The 19,092-nt window shown below is 55.6% G+C and carries 21 protein-coding genes and 2 pseudogenes; 10 read left to right on the top strand and 13 right to left on the bottom strand.

Features of this window, described 5'->3' with window-relative positions:
• Positions 1-59 precede the first annotated feature (59 nt).
• The 3 genes from RTM13_RS17015 to RTM13_RS17025 all read left to right on the top strand — a co-directional run bounded on the left by RTM13_RS17015 (position 60) and on the right by RTM13_RS17025 (position 3,014).
• Positions 60-491, top strand: coding sequence for a hypothetical protein (locus RTM13_RS17015; protein WP_312213518.1), 432 nt, complete (start codon positions 60-62; stop codon positions 489-491).
• A 64-nt stretch (positions 492-555) separates the two neighbouring features.
• The gene (locus RTM13_RS17020) at positions 556-693 is read left to right on the top strand and encodes a hypothetical protein (RefSeq protein WP_312213520.1); all 138 of its coding nucleotides are present in this window, start codon (positions 556-558) and stop codon (positions 691-693) included.
• A gap of 158 nt (positions 694-851) precedes the next feature.
• The gene (locus RTM13_RS17025; RefSeq protein WP_312213522.1) at positions 852-3,014 is read left to right on the top strand and encodes an EAL domain-containing protein; all 2,163 of its coding nucleotides are present in this window, start codon (positions 852-854) and stop codon (positions 3,012-3,014) included.
• Here the strand turns inward: RTM13_RS17025 and RTM13_RS17030 are convergent, their stop codons facing one another.
• The 4 genes and pseudogenes from RTM13_RS17030 to RTM13_RS17045 form a co-directional block, all read right to left on the bottom strand.
• The gene (locus tag RTM13_RS17030) at positions 3,015-3,830 is read right to left on the bottom strand and encodes a serine protease (RefSeq protein ID WP_312213524.1); all 816 of its coding nucleotides are present in this window, start codon (positions 3,828-3,830) and stop codon (positions 3,015-3,017) included. It lies immediately after the preceding gene.
• A 232-nt stretch (positions 3,831-4,062) separates the two neighbouring features.
• Positions 4,063-4,317 carry an acid resistance repetitive basic protein Asr gene (asr, locus tag RTM13_RS17035; protein ID WP_312213526.1) on the bottom strand — a complete coding sequence of 85 codons (255 nt, stop codon included), beginning with the start codon at positions 4,315-4,317 and terminating at the stop codon, positions 4,063-4,065.
• A gap of 159 nt (positions 4,318-4,476) precedes the next feature.
• Positions 4,477-5,961, bottom strand: a complete 1,485-nt coding sequence (locus tag RTM13_RS17040; RefSeq protein WP_312213528.1) for a carboxypeptidase M32 — start codon at positions 5,959-5,961, stop codon at positions 4,477-4,479.
• Between the two features lie 77 nt (positions 5,962-6,038).
• Positions 6,039-6,265: pseudogene (locus tag RTM13_RS17045) on the bottom strand (MFS transporter); the annotation flags it as partial.
• A 348-nt stretch (positions 6,266-6,613) separates the two neighbouring features.
• Here RTM13_RS17045 and RTM13_RS17050 point away from each other — a divergent pair.
• Positions 6,614-6,850 (top strand): hypothetical protein, encoded by a 237-nt coding sequence (locus RTM13_RS17050; protein WP_312213530.1) that lies wholly within the window; start codon positions 6,614-6,616, stop codon positions 6,848-6,850.
• Between the two features lie 1,017 nt (positions 6,851-7,867).
• Here the strand turns inward: RTM13_RS17050 and RTM13_RS17055 are convergent.
• Together RTM13_RS17055 and RTM13_RS17060 are read right to left on the bottom strand one after the other, a co-directional pair.
• Positions 7,868-8,311, bottom strand: coding sequence for a hypothetical protein (locus RTM13_RS17055; RefSeq protein WP_312213532.1), 444 nt, complete (start codon positions 8,309-8,311; stop codon positions 7,868-7,870).
• Positions 8,308-8,511, bottom strand: a complete 204-nt coding sequence (locus tag RTM13_RS17060) for a hypothetical protein (protein ID WP_312213533.1) — start codon at positions 8,509-8,511, stop codon at positions 8,308-8,310. The genes RTM13_RS17055 and RTM13_RS17060 overlap by 4 nt, the downstream gene beginning before the upstream one ends.
• A 376-nt stretch (positions 8,512-8,887) precedes the next feature.
• On the opposite strand from RTM13_RS17060, the gene RTM13_RS17065 reads away from it, so the two are divergent.
• From RTM13_RS17065 to RTM13_RS17075, 3 genes are all read left to right on the top strand, one after another.
• Positions 8,888-9,028: a hypothetical protein gene (locus RTM13_RS17065; protein ID WP_312213535.1), complete on the top strand. Its 141-nt coding sequence runs from the start codon at positions 8,888-8,890 to the stop codon at positions 9,026-9,028.
• A gap of 52 nt (positions 9,029-9,080) precedes the next feature.
• Positions 9,081-9,365, top strand: coding sequence for a hypothetical protein (locus tag RTM13_RS17070; RefSeq protein ID WP_312213537.1), 285 nt, complete (start codon positions 9,081-9,083; stop codon positions 9,363-9,365).
• Between the two features lie 62 nt (positions 9,366-9,427).
• Complete coding sequence (locus RTM13_RS17075; protein ID WP_312213539.1) at positions 9,428-9,745, top strand: hypothetical protein; 318 nt, start codon at positions 9,428-9,430, stop codon at positions 9,743-9,745.
• A 41-nt stretch (positions 9,746-9,786) separates the two neighbouring features.
• On the opposite strand, the pseudogene RTM13_RS17080 reads toward RTM13_RS17075, so the two are convergent.
• Together RTM13_RS17080 and RTM13_RS17085 are read right to left on the bottom strand one after the other, a co-directional pair.
• Positions 9,787-9,876 (bottom strand): annotated as a pseudogene (locus RTM13_RS17080) (hypothetical protein); the annotation flags it as partial.
• Between the two features lie 238 nt (positions 9,877-10,114).
• The gene (locus RTM13_RS17085; protein WP_312213541.1) at positions 10,115-11,371 is read right to left on the bottom strand and encodes an MFS transporter; all 1,257 of its coding nucleotides are present in this window, start codon (positions 11,369-11,371) and stop codon (positions 10,115-10,117) included.
• A gap of 109 nt (positions 11,372-11,480) precedes the next feature.
• Between RTM13_RS17085 and RTM13_RS17090 the strand changes: the two genes are divergently transcribed.
• From RTM13_RS17090 to bioD, 3 genes are all read left to right on the top strand, one after another.
• Positions 11,481-12,401 (top strand): LysR family transcriptional regulator, encoded by a 921-nt coding sequence (locus RTM13_RS17090; RefSeq protein WP_312213543.1) that lies wholly within the window; start codon positions 11,481-11,483, stop codon positions 12,399-12,401.
• A gap of 107 nt (positions 12,402-12,508) precedes the next feature.
• Entirely contained in the window at positions 12,509-13,729 is a 1,221-nt protein-coding gene (mlc, locus tag RTM13_RS17095; protein ID WP_312213545.1) for a sugar metabolism global transcriptional regulator Mlc, read from the top strand.
• Between the two features lie 125 nt (positions 13,730-13,854).
• On the top strand, positions 13,855-14,550 hold the full coding sequence (gene bioD / locus RTM13_RS17100) for a dethiobiotin synthase (RefSeq protein ID WP_312213547.1): 696 nt from the start codon (positions 13,855-13,857) through the stop codon (positions 14,548-14,550).
• A gap of 4 nt (positions 14,551-14,554) precedes the next feature.
• Here bioD and RTM13_RS17105 read toward each other — a convergent pair whose 3' ends face one another.
• From RTM13_RS17105 to urtB, 5 genes are read right to left on the bottom strand one after another with little or no spacing between them, the layout of a single operon-like run.
• Positions 14,555-14,854 carry a DUF1161 domain-containing protein gene (locus RTM13_RS17105; protein ID WP_312213549.1) on the bottom strand — a complete coding sequence of 100 codons (300 nt, stop codon included), beginning with the start codon at positions 14,852-14,854 and terminating at the stop codon, positions 14,555-14,557.
• Between the two features lie 47 nt (positions 14,855-14,901).
• On the bottom strand, positions 14,902-15,600 hold the full coding sequence (urtE, locus tag RTM13_RS17110) for an urea ABC transporter ATP-binding subunit UrtE (protein ID WP_312213551.1): 699 nt from the start codon (positions 15,598-15,600) through the stop codon (positions 14,902-14,904).
• Between the two features lies 1 nt (position 15,601).
• A complete protein-coding gene (urtD, locus tag RTM13_RS17115) occupies positions 15,602-16,393 on the bottom strand; it encodes an urea ABC transporter ATP-binding protein UrtD (RefSeq protein ID WP_312213553.1) in 792 nt (263 codons plus the stop codon).
• Positions 16,386-17,462 (bottom strand): urea ABC transporter permease subunit UrtC, encoded by a 1,077-nt coding sequence (gene urtC, locus RTM13_RS17120; RefSeq protein WP_312213555.1) that lies wholly within the window; start codon positions 17,460-17,462, stop codon positions 16,386-16,388. The genes urtD and urtC overlap by 8 nt, the downstream gene beginning before the upstream one ends.
• Positions 17,462-19,036 (bottom strand): urea ABC transporter permease subunit UrtB, encoded by a 1,575-nt coding sequence (gene urtB / locus RTM13_RS17125; RefSeq protein WP_312213556.1) that lies wholly within the window; start codon positions 19,034-19,036, stop codon positions 17,462-17,464. The genes urtC and urtB overlap by 1 nt, the downstream gene beginning before the upstream one ends.
• Positions 19,037-19,092 lie beyond the last annotated feature (56 nt).

The following is a 19,092-nucleotide window of genomic DNA, read 5'->3' on the forward strand; positions in this document are numbered from 1 at the left end:
GCGTTTTCATTGCTAATCTTGATTTAACGCAGTAGCCATGAGTGGTCGTAGGTGCAAACATGAATTTTGTATATTTCAAGGCTGAATATCCCAATTATCCGGGATCCCATTCAGTTAATCTGGTATTGAAAGCATTAAAGCTGCTTCGCGATGGCGAAATTATTGCCAGTGTGGATGATTTAAAAATAACCAGCCTGCCGTTTTATTTTTTCATCACGGCATCTACTGGCTTTCGTAAAATTGAATACTCCGTTAATGCGCCGCCGATGCGCAGAATACGTTACTCGTGTGGCTATTTACCGAGCGGAAAATATATCGTTAATACCCCTGATGGCGAGACACAGCTTGCGTTTAATGCATTAACGGGGCTGTGGCAAGGGCTACAGCAGGGTGCAAGGCCTATCGATAACCGTGAGTTTGTTGAGCGGGGCTTTGCGCTTATTCGACCGGCACGGGGTAGAGGCGGAAACCGTGCTTCATTGCAGCCGTAGATTCTGTTACCCGGATGATGAATCGTTGACTAAACTTCAGATGTGGTAATAACAGGAGACCATAATGACGGACAAATACGCTTCCCCCTTGAAAGCTGAAGAGACCAAGCCGGTTAAGGACAACCCTGCCAAGCAGGGCGAGCTTCCCCGCAAACGGGATGACAGTGAGGACGATCATAAGGATCCGTTCAAAGCCAGCTAGCTTCACGCCCAACGCCTGCACCAAAGCCTTTTCGCTGCCGCTGTGATCGTCGTCAGTATTCACGATTAACGGGCAGCGAAATCGGCTCTCTGTATTACGATTACATGATAAAACCAACGAAAAGATGATGGCCGTTCAGACGGATAAGAGGGCGGTGAATGTTTAAACCGTTAAGCTGGCGTAATATCCCTACCGCAAAAACACTATCGGTAATGATCTTTATTGCTGGCATTGGATTGATTGTTTCCGTGGTGGCGCTGCTCTATCTCTCCCTGCACCTGGTCAGCAGTAAAACGAATGAAATAGATGAACACCGCTCGGCGCTGTCGGTGCAGGGGGCAATACAGACGTCGGTTAATCGCGTCTGGTCGCTGGTGATTGATAACGCCGTCTGGGATGACGCGGTTCGTGAGGTTTATCGCCCGCAGCTTAATACCGCGTGGCTCTATAACACCTGGGGCGCGGGATATAAGATTAATAACCTCTATGACGGCACTTTTATCCTTGATGAGCGCTATTCTGTCCTGTGGGGCGCGTTTCGCAGCGAACCCTTTAATGAGCACAACCTCGATTTTTTTGGCGCAGGCTTTAGGGCGCTTATTAATCAGCATCTCCATGCTCTACCCGGAGAGCAAAATATCTACGCCGGGATCACCCGCACCCGCCACGGCGTCGCTTTTATTGGTATTGGCCTGATCCGGCCCGTCGTTGGCTCGCCGCCAGCGGAGGGCAATATGCGCCGCTACCTCGTCATCACCCGCCATATTGACACCCAGAACCTTAAAGCGTTGGGGGATACCTTCCAGATTGATAATCTGCGCTTTAGCCTCAACAGAACCAATGACTCCAGCGTACCGCTGAAAAGTTCGGCGGGCGATCTGCTGGGCTACCTGAGCTGGGAGCCGCAGCTTCCCGGTGTTAAAGCGGCCCACGCGGCGGCATGGGAGATCCGCCAGATTACTGCTCTCGTCGCCAGCCTGATATTGCTGTTCATCATGCTGAGCAGCGCCGGTCTCTATAAGCTGGCCAAGGGGGAGAAGCTGGCCCGCAGCACTGCAATGACCGACTGGTTAAGCCGCCTGCCGAACCGTCGGGCGCTGCTGGCGCAACTGGAAGCGCTGAGTCTTGAGGATCCCAACGAAGCTATCTGCGTGGTGTTTATCGATCTCGACGGTTTCAAAGACGTCAACGATATTTACGGGCACAACGTGGGGGATCGTCTGATTGTCGAGATTGCCAAAAGTCTGCGCGATAAGGTGCCGCCCAGCGGCATGCTGGCGCGGATGGGCGGGGATGAGTTTGCCATGATGATCGGTGGCAGCCAGGCCAGCGAGATGGCCAGCCGCTTTGCAGAGCAGGTGCTGGCCGGACTGAATCTGCCGGTTCGCCTTGGCGAACGCACAATCTATATCGGGGCCAGCATTGGTATCGCCAGCGGCACGCTGCTGGAGTGCACGAGTACGGAGCTATTCCGGCGGGCAGATATCGCGATGTACCACTCGAAAATGAACGGTAAAGGGCAGGTTACCCACTACGATGCGGAGTTGAACAGCGCTCGTGAACGCCAGCTTACCATCGAAAACGAGATCCGCAGTGGCCTGATGCGTAACGAATTTGACGTCTGGTATCAACCGATTGTTGATGCCCGCAGCCAGCAGATGGCGGGCGTTGAGGCGCTGGTGCGCTGGCCCGGTCGTCCCGCGGGGGCCTTGCCGCCGGATAATTTTATTCCCATAGCTGAGAGCAGCGGCCTTATCCACGCCCTCGGGCAATTCGTTCTGCGTCGCGCCTGTATGGACCTGCAACCCTTTAGCGATCTCAAACTGTCGGTGAATATCTCTCCGGCGCAGTTTCGCGATCCTGAATTTGAAAATAAGGTAGCGGGGGTTCTACGGGATAGCCATTTTCCGGCGCAACGCCTGCAGCTCGAGGTGACTGAGACCTACGTTCTGGAGAATCCCGAGCGCGCCTGTGCGGCGATCCGAAACCTGAAAGCGCTGGGCACCGCTATCGCGCTGGACGATTTTGGCACCGGCTACTCCAGCATTGGCTATCTCCGTCGCTTTAATTTCGACACCATCAAAATCGATAAATCGCTGGCCGGGCTGGTAGATAATGACGAGCAGGCGGCGGCGCTGGTGGGCGGTACGATCCGTATTGCCAGCGCGCTGGGTATGGCGGTGATTGCTGAAGGGGTCGAGAACGAAAAGCAGATGAAGCTTCTGCGCCTCGCCGGTTGCGATCGGCTTCAGGGGTTCTTCTTTAGCGCGCCGATGCCGATTGACGCGCTACGGCAGCACCGTCAGCGCCGCCAGGGTTAACTACTGCTCCTGTGCCAGCGCGTCGAGCCGATCGCGAAAGCCGGTGATAGCAATGGCCCGATTGTCGGCGCGCCAGCGATCTTTTGCCCCCGGCGCGGAGCTTTGTACGGCAATCAGCCGCCAGCCATCCTCAGTCTTGAGCATCAGCGGAGAACCACTATCGCCAGGCAGCGTATCGCACTGGTGGGAGAGCACGCTATCCTGCGCCCAGCCGGTCACCACGCAGTTTTGATGGCTATAGAGATCGTCCAGATGATCCTGGGGATAGCCGGACTGCGTTACCTTACGGTCGGCAACTTTAAGTGCGGCAGTGAGCGCGTCGCGATCGCCCTCAAATAGCGGCAGAGGCGTAATGCCCGAGGGGGGATAGCGCAGCACAATCAGGCCAAAATCCCACGGTGCGGCGGCAGGCGGCACGATCCACCCCTCACCATCAGGTTTCAGACGCCTGCCAAGCGTTGGCTCAACCCGCCCCTCAATACCGTGTATCTCATAGCGCCAGCTGCCGTTCTGCGCCACAAAGCGCAGCGCTACGGCTTTATCGGCCTTGCCACGGGGCGGCGTCAGCAGACAGTGCCCGGCGGTTAACGCCAGATGCGGAGAGATCAGCGTGGCGGTGCAGAGATTGCCGCTGGCGGTCTCCAGCTGGCCGATAGCATCCCACGGCGACTGGGTCGGGTTACTTACCCGGATCCGGTCATCATGGTTAAAAAAAAGCGTCTTGATCTCAGCAGCTGCGGCAGCATCATCATCGGCATGGCTGGAAAAAGAAAATAAGCAAAACGAACCCAATAGCAGAATACCGAATTTATGCATATCACACTCTGGTGGGGCATTAATGATTATTCAAACCCTAAGCAACAACTATAGACGGGACGGGAGGAAAGGGGGAGTAAAATCAGCGTACTACATTCAGGAAAGAGAGAAGCGGAGTGTTACCAGCGCGCAGACAATCAGCATAAGCAAAATCAGCTCGAAACGGTAGCGTTGCAGCATGGCTTCTCCTAAAAACAGCGCCCGGGGGCGGGCGCTGTGGCAAGGGTGAAACTTAAGCAGCTGGTTGAGCAGCTGGTTTAGCCGCAGTATGTTTTACTGCTTTTTTGTGGTGTTTTTTAGCAGCCTGCGCTTTCTGGGCAGCGGCTTTATGATGTTTTTTGTGGTGCGTGGTTTTGGCAGCCGGAGCAGCGCTCTGAGTCTGAGCGGTAGCCGCTGGCGCAGCGGTGGTCGCAGCGGTATCAGCAGCGAACGCAGCAGAAGAGAGACCCATAGCAGCGGCAACAACCAGAGCTAATACTTTTTTCATTCTGATATCCTCGAATTGGTTTCATCATTCAACCCCACTGCGGGGCCGGTGAAGAGACTATATGCTTCTCAATGCGAGGCTTCCGTGAGTGATTGGTATCGGCGTGTAACGCTTTGTACAAACTCAGGGAGAGGCCGGGCAATAACCCGGCCAAATGCGTTACAGATAGCGGGCGGTAAGATGCTGGCGGAAGTAGCGGCTGTTCAGCGCTTCGCCGGTGGCGGATTCAATCAGCTGGGCGGTGGTAAAGCGACTGCCGTGCTGCCAGATATTCTGCCGCAGCCACTCAAACAGAGCGCTGAAATCACCTTCAGCAATGGCGGCATCAAGGTTAGGTAGCGCGGTGCGGGCAGCATAGAACAGCTGCGCGGCGTACATCGCACCCAGGGTGTAGGATGGGAAATAGCCAAAGCCGCCGTCGGTCCAGTGGATATCCTGCATGCAGCCGTCGCGGTAGTTGCCGGTGGTCGAGATGCCCAGCCAGTGCTGCATCTTCTCATCCCACAGGGCCGGAATGTCCTCGACCTCAATCTCACCGTTGATTAACGCGCGCTCAATCTCATAGCGCAAGATCACATGCGCCGGGTAGCTCACCTCGTCAGCATCCACGCGGATGAGGCCAGGCTGCACCTGTTGGTTCCAGGCGATGAAGTTCTCTTCGTTAAATGCGGGCTGCGCGCCAAAACGTTCGATGACCGCAGGCAGGAGACGCTGTAAAAACGCCTTGCTGCGGCCAAGCTGCATCTCAAAGAACAGGCTTTGCGATTCATGCACAGCCATTGAGCGAGCTACGGCTACCGGCTGTCCCAGCCAGGTGCGGGGCAGGTTCTGCTCGTAGCGGGCGTGGCCGGTTTCATGCACGACGCCAAAGAGGGCACCCAGCAGATCGTTCTCATCATAGCGAGTGGTGATGCGCACGTCCTCCGGTACGCCGCCGCAGAAGGGGTGGGCGCTGATATCCAGGCGGCCTGCGTCAAAATTAAAGCCAAGGATACGCATTGCCGTCAAACCCAGCTCGCGCTGCTTCTCCACCGGAAACGGCCCGACCGGGGCGATAAGCTGGCGCTGGGCCTGCTTTGCTACCGCCTGATTAAGCAGATCCGGCAGCCAGGATTTCAGATCGGCAAAGAGTACGTCGAGCTTCGCAGCGGTCATATCCGGCTCATAGAGATCCAGCAGCGCGTCGTAGGGGGTGCAGCCCTTAGCCGCCGCGCGCAGCGTTGCCTCTTCACGGCTGAGCTTCACCACCTCTTTAAGATTGGCGGAAAAACCTGCCCAGTCATTCGCAGGGCGCTGGCTACGCCAGGCGTGCTCGCAGCGGCTGCCCGCCAGCGATTTCGCCTCCACCAGCGACTCCGGCAGCACCGCCGCCTGCTGGTAGTGGCGAGTCATCTCCCGCAGGTTGGCCTGCTCAACGTCGTTCAGATCTTCCTGCGCTGCCGCTTCCAGCCACTGGGTCACTTTTTTATCCGTCAGGATCTGATGTTTCAACACGCTGATCTCCGCCAGCGCTTCGCCACGGGCGGCGCTGCCGGCGGCGGGCATCATGGTCATCATGTCCCAGCCGGCGATGGAGGAGAGGTGGGAGAAGCGGTAAAGACGTTGGAAGGTGCGGGTGAGCTGCTGGTAGTTGCTGGTGTCCATTGTGCCTCGTGTTGTGCTGATATTGTTTGCTTCCATTATTCACGTCATAGCGTAAATTGCGACGTGTTTTTAATATCTTAAACCGAAAGACGGCGGTGCAGGCTGCGGCCCACCAGCAGCGCGGCCAGCAGCATCAGGGCGATAAAACCGCCGACGCCGTTCCAGCCATAGCTGTGCCAGAATACGCCGCCGAGAGTCCCCGCCCGATCCAGCTGCTGGCGACCGAGTGGGCAGCAAAGAAACCGGCGGAGAAAAGTAGCATCCCGGTAAAGATCAGCCCCAGCGACGAGAAGAGCTGTGATAGCCTCAATGAAGAAGAAATTAAGTGGATGCTTCATGTGCTCTGGTACACAGGCATGCGGATAGGGGAGGTCGTTCAGCTACATCCTGAAGATTATTCCACTGGAATGAAGAACAATAGTGCAGGTGAGAAGATTAACCAGACATTTAAGGCCATTGAGTTGAAACATACTGCCCACTGTTAACGCTATGCCATGTCAGACCATCTGATAAAGCTTAGTGTCGTAGCTGGCCGTGTACGCTTCTCAATACCCGGACACGCACATAAAGTCACGACAGACCGTTTGTATAGGAGTAAACACCTAACCGAGCTGATGAAAGCAGCTATTGATCGTAAATAAGGAATTAGAAAGTGGCTGAATTATTTGAAGCAGTGTTTAGAGGGTTGTTTGTCGTGGGGGGGCGTTACATTGACTGGAGCGCTGTATTGGAATGGGTAGCAGTTGTTCTCTACTTCTTGTTCTGGATAGGTGGGGCTTTGCTTGCAGCGTTCGTAGTGTATAAGCTTGTTAGCTATCCACTGAAGCAAATGAAGAGGCGTAATGATCTCCTTGAGCAGATGCTGAGAGAGATGAAGACCAAGCAATAAAAATAGGAGGGCATTTCGCCCTCCTTCTTATATTAAGAATTTATGATCCTTAGATAGCTCGTTTGGCTGTAGACACTGAAGAACGAGTAATAATAGCCGCTGTAGACAGGTGTTCGACTCAGCGAACATCTTTTTTAATTAACATCCTGATATAACTAGGAACTGACACTCCATGCTCACTAGCGTTAGCTGCAAGCAGTTGATGATCAGCATGATTAAGTTTTAATTCGAGCATAAGAGCCTCCAAGAAAGAGGGCTTTCACCCCGGTCTGATTAGATGTATGGGTAAGCTGCTGCGTATCGAGTTGCATACTCAGGGTCTACTGTAATAACAGAAGGCTCCCATTCACTTTCTTCTAATTCGATGTCATCGTTCAATGTAGCCCCCTCGTCCTGCTGGACGGTTATGAGTTTGTGGGGAGTATTTCCAGTTCTGTAGCTATGTACTATTGGATAATAAAGTTAGTCACCAATTTGATAATCATCCTTATTGTTTTGTATAAATACTAAAGCATAAAGAAAATGTTCCACATTGAACGTCTATCATCTTGATACACTACATAAGTACTATTAACTTCAATTATTATTCCGCTGCATAAGGAAGGGTGTGAAGTTGAATAATTCTGATGAGCTAAGAACTAGCGTTGCTCTGTTTCTGTATGGCAATGTTTATAGCAGGTTTGCTGTTCTGTATTGCTGCTATTTAATTAATTGAACCTTCGAGGGATAGTAACATCAATCAATTTACCAAAATCATTGTTGCCCAACATGATAGGCCAGTAAACACTGAGGCATGTATTTTTCCTCGTAAGGTGCACTCTTTAGAGTGCTTAGGGATTAGTGGAGATCAAAATGACCTTCGGTGGGGTTAAATAGATGCGTTGACCAAACATTCCATGCATATTCATATATTAAGAAGGTCAAAAGAACGCTGAATAAAAGAAGTAACTGTTCTAGATATAATGCCTAATAAGGCCTTCTAATTCTTTCAGCATTCTATTGCATTTCGAATCATTACTACTTAACTTGCAATGAACACCTATACACAGTCTGTAAATTATTCTTACCGTTAACATGATGTAACAGAGAGAAAGCCCATCCATCTAACATAGACTGTGGATTCTCTTTAGCATATTCAGAAGTAGGCATGTACAGAATACCTTCAAACCACTCCTGAACACCCTGACGTTCTTTCTCAAATGTACGTTCAGTAAAGTCCATCATGTCATAATGTTTATCATCAGAAACTACAAAATTCGCCCAGCCTTTCACCATCGTAAAGCCATAGTCTTTACCATCGTTATTAGCAATGTTAGCTGTAGCTTTCCCATCGGCTATCTCCAGAGTGATCAGCTTATCTTGTGAAGGTTCTCCTTTTACACCAGTGCACAGAAGAGGCAAAGTTTCAGCATGAGCGCCAACAGAAGCTAGCATAAGCATAGCGAGGATAATCTTCTTCATAAGGCAAGTTCCTTCTTAATTTTAGCCACTGTATGCCATGACAATTTAGCCAAGGAATTAACACTAATAACGTCTCCTGTTAACAAACGAAACAACTGCTCTTTATATTTCTCCAAACTGTTTGCACCACGTAACTTAGTAATATCAATATCCTCAACATCAAGGATGTCTATTAACTGTTGCTGACTCATTTTAGCCATGATAATTATCAACCTGTTAACCTAACCAAAGATTAAATACTACTGCTGGATATAGGAAAGTTCTTAGCTATTGGTGTTATCTGTCTATCCGAGTTTGTTACGGAATGTCTCCCTATACTTCTTTGCACTTACATTATAAGAACAGTCATTCTCATTCCTTATTGCATTTTGTATTAGCCTCAACCTTTGACAGAAGATGCTACCCGTTTTGCACCTAACATTGGTGCTCACCTGCTGCTTAGGTTCATTGGTTTGTTCATTTCCCGCTCTTCCCTAAGTGGCAGGTTTTTCTATTCAGTTAAATTGAAATACCGAACAACTTCATTCCTAAAGAATGCAATGCACAGTGCATTGGCATTAGGCATGAGTATGCCTTATGGCATCCAAATCTAAAGAGCGTCTAGCTAGAGCGTTATATTTAGCTATTGATCAAAGTGGTATGTCTTACACAGTGACAGCCAAGAAACTTGATGTGAAAACACAAAACCTCAACCCTGCTCCCGATATGAGCTTGTAATTAAAAGCTTAGCATATATCCACGAAGCGTGGTGACAGATAGAAGATACAAAATGATTACTATTTTTGAAATCAAAGATTTTGTTGACCGTGAATTAATGACTAAAGAAGCTGCTTGCGATGAACTTTGGAAAGCTACTCACCTTCTTCCTGGTGTAGTAATGAATGCGAACTTTGCTCCGGATCGCTATAAAAAGTTTGCAGATGACAAAAGTTATAAGTCAGAGCGTCTGGGTTATGGTGAAATTAAATGGATACGTAAGTCAGTCAAACACACCAAGGATGAAGCAGAAGTTCAATTAGTAATGGCTAGACTTGAAGCTGCTATCAGGGACTAATAGAAGGGGGGCTGCATTATTAGTAATGCTTGCCCTCTATTCATGTAAAGGATTACGACATTATGACAGTAGAATATGATGCAGTATATGTAGCGGATTTAGACCCTGCATTACCAGCAGATACAGATGGCCTTTCACAAGATAATGACCATATTATGTTGGTGAAGCAAGTGATCCAGAATACTTTCCCATCAGCAACCACAGCTCTTGTTACAGACCTCAACTACCTCAATCAACTACCTACACGTATTGCCTATATAACAGACCCTGAGAGCGATGTAGACAGCAATCCATCAGGCTCGCTTACAGAGCTTACTTTCATCAGGGACGATACAGCCCAATCCAATAGCTGTAGAAAAGCTTTGTCCACTCGTTCATAGTACTAATCCCTTAGCTAGCCGTAATATTTCTAGGTACTATTCATGTCCCAGCCGGCGATGAAGGAGAGGTGAGAGAAGCGGTAAAGACGTTGGAAGGTGCGGGTGAGTTGCTGATAGTTGCTGTTGTCCATTGAGCCTCGTGTTGTGCTGATATTATTTATTTACATTTCAAGATAACAGGACGCTTGTGCGGATACCAACGTGAGAAATTTTCTGGCGGTCATACCCTATAGAGCTTCCCAATAGAGTTGAGCTGACGCGGTGTCTATTGCCCGGCGGCGCTACGCTTGCACGGGCCTACGGTAAGGCGCTGTTATTAGGCTGGGCAAGCGTAGCGCCGCCCGGCACGTTCAGGCAGGATACATTACGCTATGCAGAGAGCCTGCGGTGCAGGCTGCGGCCCACCAGCAGCGCGGCCAGCAGCATCAGGGTGATAAAACCGCCGACGCCGTTCCAGCCATAGCTGTGCCAGAATACGCCGCCGAGCGTCCCGGCCAGGCTCGATCCCAGGTAGTAGCTGAAGAAATAGAGCGATGAGGCCTGGCCCTTTGCCCGGCGCGCTCGCGGCCCGATCCAGCTGCTGGCGACGGAGTGAGCGGCAAAGAAGCCCGCGGAGAAGAGCAGCATCCCGGCAAAAATCAGCCCCAGCGATGAGAAGAGCGTCAGCAGCACGCCCCCCAGCATAATCCCCGTTGAAACGAGCATCACTGGCCCGCGCCCAAAGCGCGCGGTCATCGCCCCGGCTTTGGGCGAACTCCATGTCCCGGTCAGGTAAGCCACCGAGAGCAGGCCTACCACCGCCTGGCTCAGCTGCCACGGCGTCTGCATCAGGCGATAGCCAATGTAGTTAAACAGGGTGACGAACGACCCCATCAGCAGAAAACCAGTAAGAAACAGCAGCGGCAGGCCACGGTCGCGCCAGTGCAGGCGGAAGTTGATCATCAGCGAGCGGGGTCGCAGGGAGGCGGGGCGGAAATGACGCGATTCCGGGAGAATTTTCCAGAACATCAGCGCCGAGGCGAGGGCAAAGCAGCCAATAACGGCAAGAGCGATGCGCCAGGAAAAGAAGTCGGTAAACACCCCGCTGAGCAGGCGTCCGCTCATGCCGCCGATAGAGTTACCGCTGATGTAGAGACCCATCGAAAAGGCCACCACGCTGGGGTGGATCTCTTCGCTCAGGTAGGTCATCCCCACCGCCGCCACGCCGCTCAGCGACAGCCCCACCAGCGCGCGCATAATTAAAATGCCGTGCCAGCTGGTCATCATCGTGGAGAGCAGCGTACAGCACGAGGCCAGCAGCAGAGCGGTGACCATCACCGGTTTGCGGCCAATGGCATCCGAAAGCGGACCGGTGAACAGCAGCCCAATGGCCAGCATGGCAGTAGAGATAGAGAGCGAAATGCTGCTGCTGGCTGGCGAGACGCCGAACTCGTGGGAGAGCACCGGCAGAATCGGCTGCACACAGTAGAGCAGGGCGAAGGTCGCCAGTCCGGCAGAGAAGAGCGCCAGCGTGACGCGCATAAACTGTGGTGTGCCGCGTTTAATATAGGGTGTGGCAGGAATAGCGGTAGTCTGCACGTCGGCATCGCTTGCCGGGGCGATGTCAACGACGGTAGTACGGCTCACGGGGGATCCTTAGTGGCTTATAACGGCTGAGAAGCGATTACCGATAAGGGTAGGAAAATGTAAATATTCTGTCTAATATATTAATAATCTCAAATAATATATTAAACATATGAATATCGAGCTGCGTCATCTGCGCTACTTTATTGCCGTGGCGGAAGAGCTGCATTTTGGCCATGCTGCGGCCCGGCTTAACATTTCTCAGCCGCCGCTAAGCCAGCAGATCCAGCTGCTGGAGCAGCAGGTTGGTGCCCGGTTGCTGGCGCGGACCAACCGCAGCGTGGCACTGACCCCGGCGGGAAAACAGTTTCTGCTCGACAGCCGACAGATCCTTATGCAGGTTGATGACGCAGCCGCCCGTGCCGCCCGTCTGCATCAGGGGCAGACCGGTGAACTGCGGGTCGGCTTTACCTCCTCTGCCCCCTTTATTAAAGCGGTTTCGGATACCCTATCGACCTTCCGGCGACGCTATCCCGACGTGCATCTGCAAACCCGGGAGATCAATACCCGCGAGCAGATCGCTCCTCTGCATGAGGGAACCCTGGATCTGGGCCTGATGCGCAATACCGCGCTGCCGGAGACCCTGGCGTGGGAGGTGATCCTGCGAGAACCGCTGCTGGCGATGGTTCCGTGCGATCACCCCCTGGCGGCGCAGCCTTCGGTAACCCTGAGTCAGCTGGCGAGAGAGCCGTTTGTCTTTTTTGACCCGCATGTCGGAACCGGACTGTATGACGATATTCTTGGCCTGATGCGCCGCTACGGGCTGGTGCCGCGTATTGCCCAGGAGGTGGGCGAGGCGATGACCATTATTGGTCTGGTGGCGGCGGGACTGGGCGTATCGATCCTGCCCGCCTCGTTTTGTCGGGTGCAGCTGAGCGAGATGCGTTGGCTGCCCATCGTCGAAGTCGATGCGGTCTCTCAGATGTGGCTGGTCTGGTCGAGACATCGTGAGCAGGGCGCTGCCGCGCTGCATTTCAAGCAGCAGCTGCTTGAGAGCGTTAAAAGCGACCAGAATGTGCCCCATAAAGGGTGAAATTGTGCGGTAAATCACAAGGCTAATCAAAAATTTGACGGCCTTAAGGAACTGCTTCACCATAGCCAGAAGTTTATTTCGAAGCGCGAAAATAAAGGGAGCAAGAGGTGGTTGCTGATAGTACGCCCGGCCATATTGATCAGATTAAGCAGACCAATGCAGGAGCCGTTTACCGGCTTATCGATCAGCTAGGCCCGGTTTCACGTATCGATCTGTCGCGTCTGGCGCAGCTTGCCCCCGCCAGCATCACTAAGATTGTCCGTGAAATGCTCGAGGCACATCTGGTGCAGGAGACCGAGATCCAGGAGCCGGGCAGCCGTGGTCGTCCCGCCGTAGGGTTAATGGTGGAAACTGAAGCCTGGCACTATCTCTCGTTGCGCATTAGCCGGGGTGAGATCCATCTCGCCCTGCGTGATCTTAGCAGCAAGCTAGTGGTCGAGGAGCTGCGTGAGCTGCCTCTACACTCCCACGCCCCCTTTGTCAGCCGCGTTATTCATCACATCGACCAGTTTTTTATCCGCCATCAGCGCAAGCTCGAACGCCTGACCGCCATCGCCATTACCCTGCCAGGCATTATCGATACCGAAAATGGCATCGTACATCGAATGCCGTTCTATGAAGATGTCAAAGACATGGCGCTGGGGGAGGCCCTTGAGCGCCATACCGGCGTGCCGGTCTATATTCAACATGACATCAGCGCGTGGACCATGGCGGAGGCGCTTTTTGGTGCGTCTCGCGGCGCGCGGGACGTTATTCAGGTAGTGATCGACCACAACGTTGGCGCGGGGGTGATCACTGACGGACGTCTGCTGCATGCAGGCAGCAGCAGCCTGGTTGAGATCGGCCACACCCAGGTCGACCCCTACGGCAAGCGCTGCTACTGCGGCAATCATGGCTGTCTCGAAACTATCGCCAGCGTAGAGAGCGTGCTGGAGCTGGCGCAGCAGCGCATGAACCAGTCGATGAGCTCGCAGCTGCACGGCCAGCCGCTCACCGTGGCCTCGCTCTGCCAGGCCGCGCGGGAGGGGGATCGGCTGGCGACGGATATCATTACCGGCGTAGGCACCAACGTCGGGCGCATCCTGGCGATCATGGTGAACCTGTTCAATCCGCAAAAAATTCTTATTGGCTCCCCCCTGAGCCAGGCCGCAGATATTCTCTTTCCTGCCATCAGCAACTGCATCCGTCAGCAGTCTCTGCCTGCCTATAGCCGACATATCACCGTAGAGAGCACGCAGTTCTCTAACCAGGGCACGATGGCGGGTGCGGCGCTGGTAAAAGACGCGATGTATAACGGTTCGTTGTTGATTCGTCTGTTGCAGGGTTAACAAATTCGCACAGTTGTAGGAAAAATTGCGCTACCTCAAATTGGGCCCTGACGACTTAACTTAGACTTTCTCCTCTGAATTATTTTCCTGGTGTATATTTTCGCGGCAAAACGGTGGAGTGAGTGATGCTTAAGCGTTTCTTTATTACGGGTACCGATACGGCTGTCGGGAAGACAGTGGTCTCCCGCGCACTTTTGCAGGCGCTGGCGGCCAGCGGCAGAAGCGTAGCTGGCTACAAGCCAGTGGCGAAGGGGAGTAAAGAGACGCCAGAGGGCCTGCGCAACAGAGATGCGCTGGTGCTGCAAAGCGTCTCGACGTTAGCGCTCCCTTACGAGGCGGTGAATCCTATCGCGTTGAGCGAGGAGGAGAGCAGCGTCGCCCACAGCTGTCCCATCAACTATGGCCTGCTCTCGAAGGGGCTGGCGCATCTTAACGACTGCGTCGACCATGTGGTGGTCGAAGGGACGGGCGGCTGGCGTGGCCTGATGAACGATCTGCGTCCGCTCTCTGAGTGGGTGGTTCAGGAGCAGCTTCCGGTGATCATGGTAGTGGGGATCCAGGAGGGGTGCATCAACCATGCCCTGCTGACCGCCCAGGCCATTGCCAGCGACGGCCTGCCGTTGATCGGCTGGGTGGCAAACCGCATCAACCCCGGCCTTGCCCACTATGCCGAGATCATTAACGTGCTGGGCAAAAAGATCCCCGCGCCGCTGATTGGCGAGCTACCCTATCTGCCCCGCGCCGAGCAGCGCGACCTGGCGCACTATATCGACATCACCCTGCTGACCCGGACGCTGATCGCCGATCGCGTGCTGGCCTAATCGACTACTGCGGCTCGGTACGTGAGCCGTCCGGCGCAGATCCGGCGGCAGGCACGTTGCCGCTGCTGGTGCGGGTATAGAGGATCTTATAGGTATCATTGGCGCAGTGGCCGACTACGTGCGTATCGGGCTTATCCGCCTGGTCTGCCGGAACAATATTGAGCGTAAACGCCGTCTCCGGCAGGCCGTTGGCCATGATGCGCTGCTTGATCTCACGTCTTACTTTTTCGCAATACTCCGGCGCGGCCAGCGCCGGGGCGGCGGCAAACAGTACCAGGGCGATGAACAAACGGGATGTTTTCATACGCGGCTCCTGTTTTCAGGGGTATAGCTCTAGTCTAGCAGCCGTGGCTAAATCGCCACCAGATTGCGCACGCCGTGGCTCTCCATCTCTTCGCCTCTGCCGCGCTGAACGATCGCTCCCCGGGACATCACCAGATAGCTGTCCGCCAGCTCGGCGGCAAAGTCATAAAACTGCTCTACCAACAGGATCGCCATGTCGCCGCGCGCGGCGAGGGTTTTAATTACCACGCCAATCTCTTTGATCACCGAGGGCTGGATCCCCTCCGTTGGCTCATCAAGGATCAGCAGCTGCGGCCGACAGGCCAGCGCCCGGCCTATGGCTAACTGCTGCTGCTGGCCGCCGGAGAGATCGCCCCCGCGCCGCTGCTTCATCTCCCGCAGCACCGGAAACAGGTCGTAGATCTCATCGGGAACCCGCCTGGACTGCGATCCACCGAAGCGCGCCAGACCCATCAGCAGGTTTTCCTCTACCGTCAGCCGGGGAAAGATCTCCCGCCCCTGCGGCACGTAGGCCATGCCGCTGCGCACCCGCTGGTGGGGCTTCTGCTGGTTGATGGCTTTACCCTGCCAGCTGATGGTTCCGGACTTGGCCGGGATCAGCCCCATCAGGCACTTCAGCAGGGTAGTTTTTCCCACCCCGTTGCGCCCCAGCAGACAGGTCACCTCCCCAGGGTGGGTAGTAAACGAGAGACCACGCAGGATATGGCTTCCGCCGTAATATTGATGCAGTTCATTCACTTCCAGCATGTTATCGCCCCAGATAAACGTCTATAACCTGTTCATTCGCCTGCACCTCGCGCAGGGAACCCTCGGCCAGCACCTGGCCCTGATGCAGCACCGTAACGTGGTCGGCAATGGTATCGACAAAGCCCATATCGTGCTCCACTACCATCAGCGAGTGCTTGCCGGCAAGGGTGCGGAACAGCTCGGCGATATACTCGGTCTCGGCGTCGGTCAGCCCGGCGGCAGGCTCGTCCAGCAACAGCAGATGCGGCTCCTGCACCAGCAGCATGCCGATCTCCAGAAACTGCTTCTGGCCGTGGGAGAGCAGTCCTGCCTGGCGTTGGCTCTGATTTGCCAGCCGCAGCAGCTGAAGGGTCTCATCGATGCGATCCCGCTGTTCGCCGCTGAGCGTCGCCCGCAGGCTGGCCCAGACTGACTTATCGGTTTTCAACGCGATCTCAAGGTTTTCGGCCACGGTTAGTGCCTCAAACACCGTTGGCTTCTGAAATTTGCGCCCGATGCCCGCCCGGGCAATCTCTACCGGGGAGAGCTGGGTCAGGTCGATATTCTGGTCGTAAACCACGCTGCCGCTGTCCGGGCGGGTCTTGCCGGTGATCACATCCATCAGCGTGGTTTTGCCCGCGCCGTTGGGGCCGATGATGCAGCGCAGCTCGCCCACGCCAATCGCCAGCGTCAGGTCGGTGAGGGCGCGGAAGCTGTCGAAGGAGACGTTGATCTTCTCCAGCAGCAGTACCGGATCGGTGGTCTCCCGGAAACGATCCTGCGGCAGCGGCTGGGTAAAAAGGGTATCAGTCATGTTTTCTCCGCTTCAGCAGGCCAATGACGCCGCGCGGTAAAAACAGCGTGACGAGGATAAACATCAGGCCCAGGAAAAAGAGCCAGTATTCCGGAAAGGCGACGGTGAAGAAGCTCTTCGCCCCGTTGACGATGCCCGCGCCCAGCAGCGGCCCGATCAGCGTCCCGCGTCCGCCCAGCGCCACCCAGATGGCGGCTTCGATGGAGTTGGTGGGCGACATCTCGCTCGGGTTGATAATGCCCACCTGCGGGACGTAGAGCGCCCCAGCGAGGCCACACAGCACGGCGGAGAGCGTCCAGACAAAGAGCTTAAACCCCTGCGGATCGTAGCCGCAAAACATCAGCCGGTTCTCCGCGTCACGTACTGCCGTCAGCACCCGGCCAAACTTGCTGCGCGCCAGCGCTATACCGATACCCAGCGCGGCGATTAGCAGCAGCACGGTGGCGATAAACAGGCCGATCCGTGTTCCGGTGGCAGTGACCGGGAAACCGAGCAGGGTGGTAAAGCCGGTGAAGCCGTTGTTACCCCCGAAGCCGGTTTCGTTGCGGAAGAAGAGCAGCATCCCCGCATAGGTCAGCGCCTGGGTCATGATCGAGAAGTAGACGTCTTTGATGCGCGAGCGGAAGGCAAAGAAGCCAAACAGCAACGCCAGCAGGCCAGGCAGCAGCACGATCAGGCACAGCGCCCAGGCAAAGTGCTGGGTGCCGGCCCAGAACCACGGCATCTCGCTCCACGAGAGAAAGGTCATAAAGGCCGGGAGGCCGTCGCCCGCCGCCTGACGCATCAGGTACATACCCATCGCGTAGCCGCCGAGAGCAAAGAACAGCCCGTGCCCCAGCGACAGCAGACCAGCGTAGCCCCAGACCAGATCCAGCGCCACGGCGACGATGGCGTAGCAGAGGATTTTTCCCACCAGCGTCAGGGTGTAGGCGGACATCGCCAGAGGATGCTCCTGCGGCAGCAGGGCGAGAAAAGGCAGGGCCAGCAGCAGGGCGATAATGCCCAGCGTCAGGGTGCGCGTCAGACGGGGCGCACGCTGCGCCAGCGTCAGGGTTATAGGTTGGCTCATCAGTCGATCACTCGCCCCTTGAATGCAAACAGCCCCTGCGGCCGTTTCTGGATAAACAGCACGATCAGTACCAGGATGGCGATTTTGCCCAGCACCGCGCCAATCTGCGGCTCCAGCAGCTTGTTGATAATGCCGAGGCCAAAGGCAGCCACTACCGTACCTGCCAGCTGGCCAACGCCACCCAGTACCACCACTAAAAATGAGTCGATGATATAGCCCTGGCCCAGCTCGGGGCCGACGTTGCCCAGCTGCGACAGCGCCACGCCCCCCAGCCCGGCTATGCCGGAGCCCAGCCCAAAGGCCAGCATATCTACCCGCCCGGTGGGCACGCCGCAGCAGTCGGCCATCCGCCGGTTCTGCGTGACCGCCCGGACGTTCATCCCTAGTCGGGTTTTGTTGAGCAGCAGCCAGGTCAGGGCCAGCACCAGCAGGACAAAGACGATCACCGCGATGCGGTTGTAAGGCAGGATCAGGTTCGGCAGCACCGCCCAGCCGCCGGAGAGCCAGCCGGGGTTAGCCACCTCCAGGTTCTGCGCCCCAAAGAGCAGGCGCACCAGCTGGATCAGCATCAGGCTGATGCCCCAGGTCGCCAGCAGAGTCTCCAGCGGACGGCCATAGAGATGGCGAATGATCAGCCGCTCCAGCGCCATCCCCATCGCGGCGGTAATGAAAAAGGCCACTGGCAGGGCGACAATGGGGTAGAGGGCCAGCCACTGCGGGGCGAGGCGGGCAAAGAGATCCTGCACCAGCCAGGTGGCGTACGCTCCCAGCATCAGCATCTCGCCGTGGGCCATGTTGATCACCCCCAGCAGACCGTAGGTGATCGCCAGGCCGAGGGCGGCCAGCAGCAGGATCGATCCCAGCGACAGGCCGCTAAAGGCCTGCCCCAGCCAGTCACCCCAGCGCAGGCGCTGCTGGATCTGCTTCAGGCTGTCAGCGGCGGCGGCGCGCACGCTGGCGTCCGGCTCGTTTTGCGGCTGGATAAGGCGCTGGAGGCTGGCCTGGATCTGCGGGGCGCTACTTTCACCCAGCTGTTTGACCGCCTGCAGGCGCACCTGCGGATTAGCATCGGCGAGCTGGAGAGTGGCGACAGCCAGCAGCAGAGCCGCCTTCACCTCGTTGTCCTGCTCCTGGGCCAGCCGCTGTTGGATCAGGGGAAGCTGCTCCGACGTCGCGTCGTTTTGCAAATTTTGCGCGGCGGCGAGGCGCAGGGTGCGATCGTCGCTGACCAGCTGGTGGGCGGCAAGGGCGTTGGCCACCAGGGTACGGATGCGGTTGTTCATAAACAGCTTGCGCGGGTTGCCCTCCGGGGCCGCGTTGCCCTCCAGCGGGGTCAGGGACGCTCCCGACTGGATAAAGAGCTGGCCGCGCTTATCGACGCCCACGTTCTCCTGGCGAAGCGCCTGGAGCAGGGGTAAGCGCGACGCATCGGGCGCGGCGGACCAGGTTTGTAAAAGCTGCGCCTGCTGGGTCCGGCTGGCAGCGCCGTACTCGCTCGCCGGTCCGGCAGAGGCCGTGCCGATGAACAGCAGGCAGCAGGCAAAGAAGAGGCCGAAGCGCGTGGCTATTTTCATGGTCGCTTATTCCGCTGATGGGGTCATTGCCCAGCAGCCCATGCTGCCGGGCGTCT

Source organism: Pseudescherichia sp. (assembly GCF_031979925.1).
Taxonomy (GTDB): Bacteria; Pseudomonadota; Gammaproteobacteria; order Enterobacterales; family Enterobacteriaceae; genus Pseudescherichia.

Excerpts from the sequence above, each read along its gene's own strand:
- RTM13_RS17015 (WP_312213518.1), top strand. The coding sequence starts at position 60 with ATGAATTTTGTATATTTCAAGGCTGAATATCCCAATTATCCGGGATCC.
- bioD (WP_312213547.1), top strand. The coding sequence starts at position 13,855 with ATGCTTAAGCGTTTCTTTATTACGGGTACCGATACGGCTGTCGGGAAG.
- RTM13_RS17105 (WP_312213549.1), bottom strand. The coding sequence starts at position 14,854 with ATGAAAACATCCCGTTTGTTCATCGCCCTGGTACTGTTTGCCGCCGCC.
- RTM13_RS17075 (WP_312213539.1), top strand. The coding sequence starts at position 9,428 with ATGACAGTAGAATATGATGCAGTATATGTAGCGGATTTAGACCCTGCA.
- RTM13_RS17025 (WP_312213522.1), top strand. The coding sequence starts at position 852 with ATGTTTAAACCGTTAAGCTGGCGTAATATCCCTACCGCAAAAACACTA.
- RTM13_RS17030 (WP_312213524.1), bottom strand. The coding sequence starts at position 3,830 with ATGCATAAATTCGGTATTCTGCTATTGGGTTCGTTTTGCTTATTTTCT.
- urtC (WP_312213555.1), bottom strand. The coding sequence starts at position 17,462 with ATGAGCCAACCTATAACCCTGACGCTGGCGCAGCGTGCGCCCCGTCTG.
- RTM13_RS17020 (WP_312213520.1), top strand. The coding sequence starts at position 556 with ATGACGGACAAATACGCTTCCCCCTTGAAAGCTGAAGAGACCAAGCCG.
- RTM13_RS17070 (WP_312213537.1), top strand. The coding sequence starts at position 9,081 with ATGATTACTATTTTTGAAATCAAAGATTTTGTTGACCGTGAATTAATG.
- urtE (WP_312213551.1), bottom strand. The coding sequence starts at position 15,600 with ATGCTGGAAGTGAATGAACTGCATCAATATTACGGCGGAAGCCATATC.
- RTM13_RS17060 (WP_312213533.1), bottom strand. The coding sequence starts at position 8,511 with ATGGCTAAAATGAGTCAGCAACAGTTAATAGACATCCTTGATGTTGAG.
- RTM13_RS17040 (WP_312213528.1), bottom strand. The coding sequence starts at position 5,961 with ATGGACACCAGCAACTACCAGCAGCTCACCCGCACCTTCCAACGTCTT.
- urtD (WP_312213553.1), bottom strand. The coding sequence starts at position 16,393 with ATGACTGATACCCTTTTTACCCAGCCGCTGCCGCAGGATCGTTTCCGG.
- RTM13_RS17090 (WP_312213543.1), top strand. The coding sequence starts at position 11,481 with ATGAATATCGAGCTGCGTCATCTGCGCTACTTTATTGCCGTGGCGGAA.
- RTM13_RS17055 (WP_312213532.1), bottom strand. The coding sequence starts at position 8,311 with ATGAAGAAGATTATCCTCGCTATGCTTATGCTAGCTTCTGTTGGCGCT.
- asr (WP_312213526.1), bottom strand. The coding sequence starts at position 4,317 with ATGAAAAAAGTATTAGCTCTGGTTGTTGCCGCTGCTATGGGTCTCTCT.
- urtB (WP_312213556.1), bottom strand. The coding sequence starts at position 19,036 with ATGAAAATAGCCACGCGCTTCGGCCTCTTCTTTGCCTGCTGCCTGCTG.
- RTM13_RS17065 (WP_312213535.1), top strand. The coding sequence starts at position 8,888 with ATGGCATCCAAATCTAAAGAGCGTCTAGCTAGAGCGTTATATTTAGCT.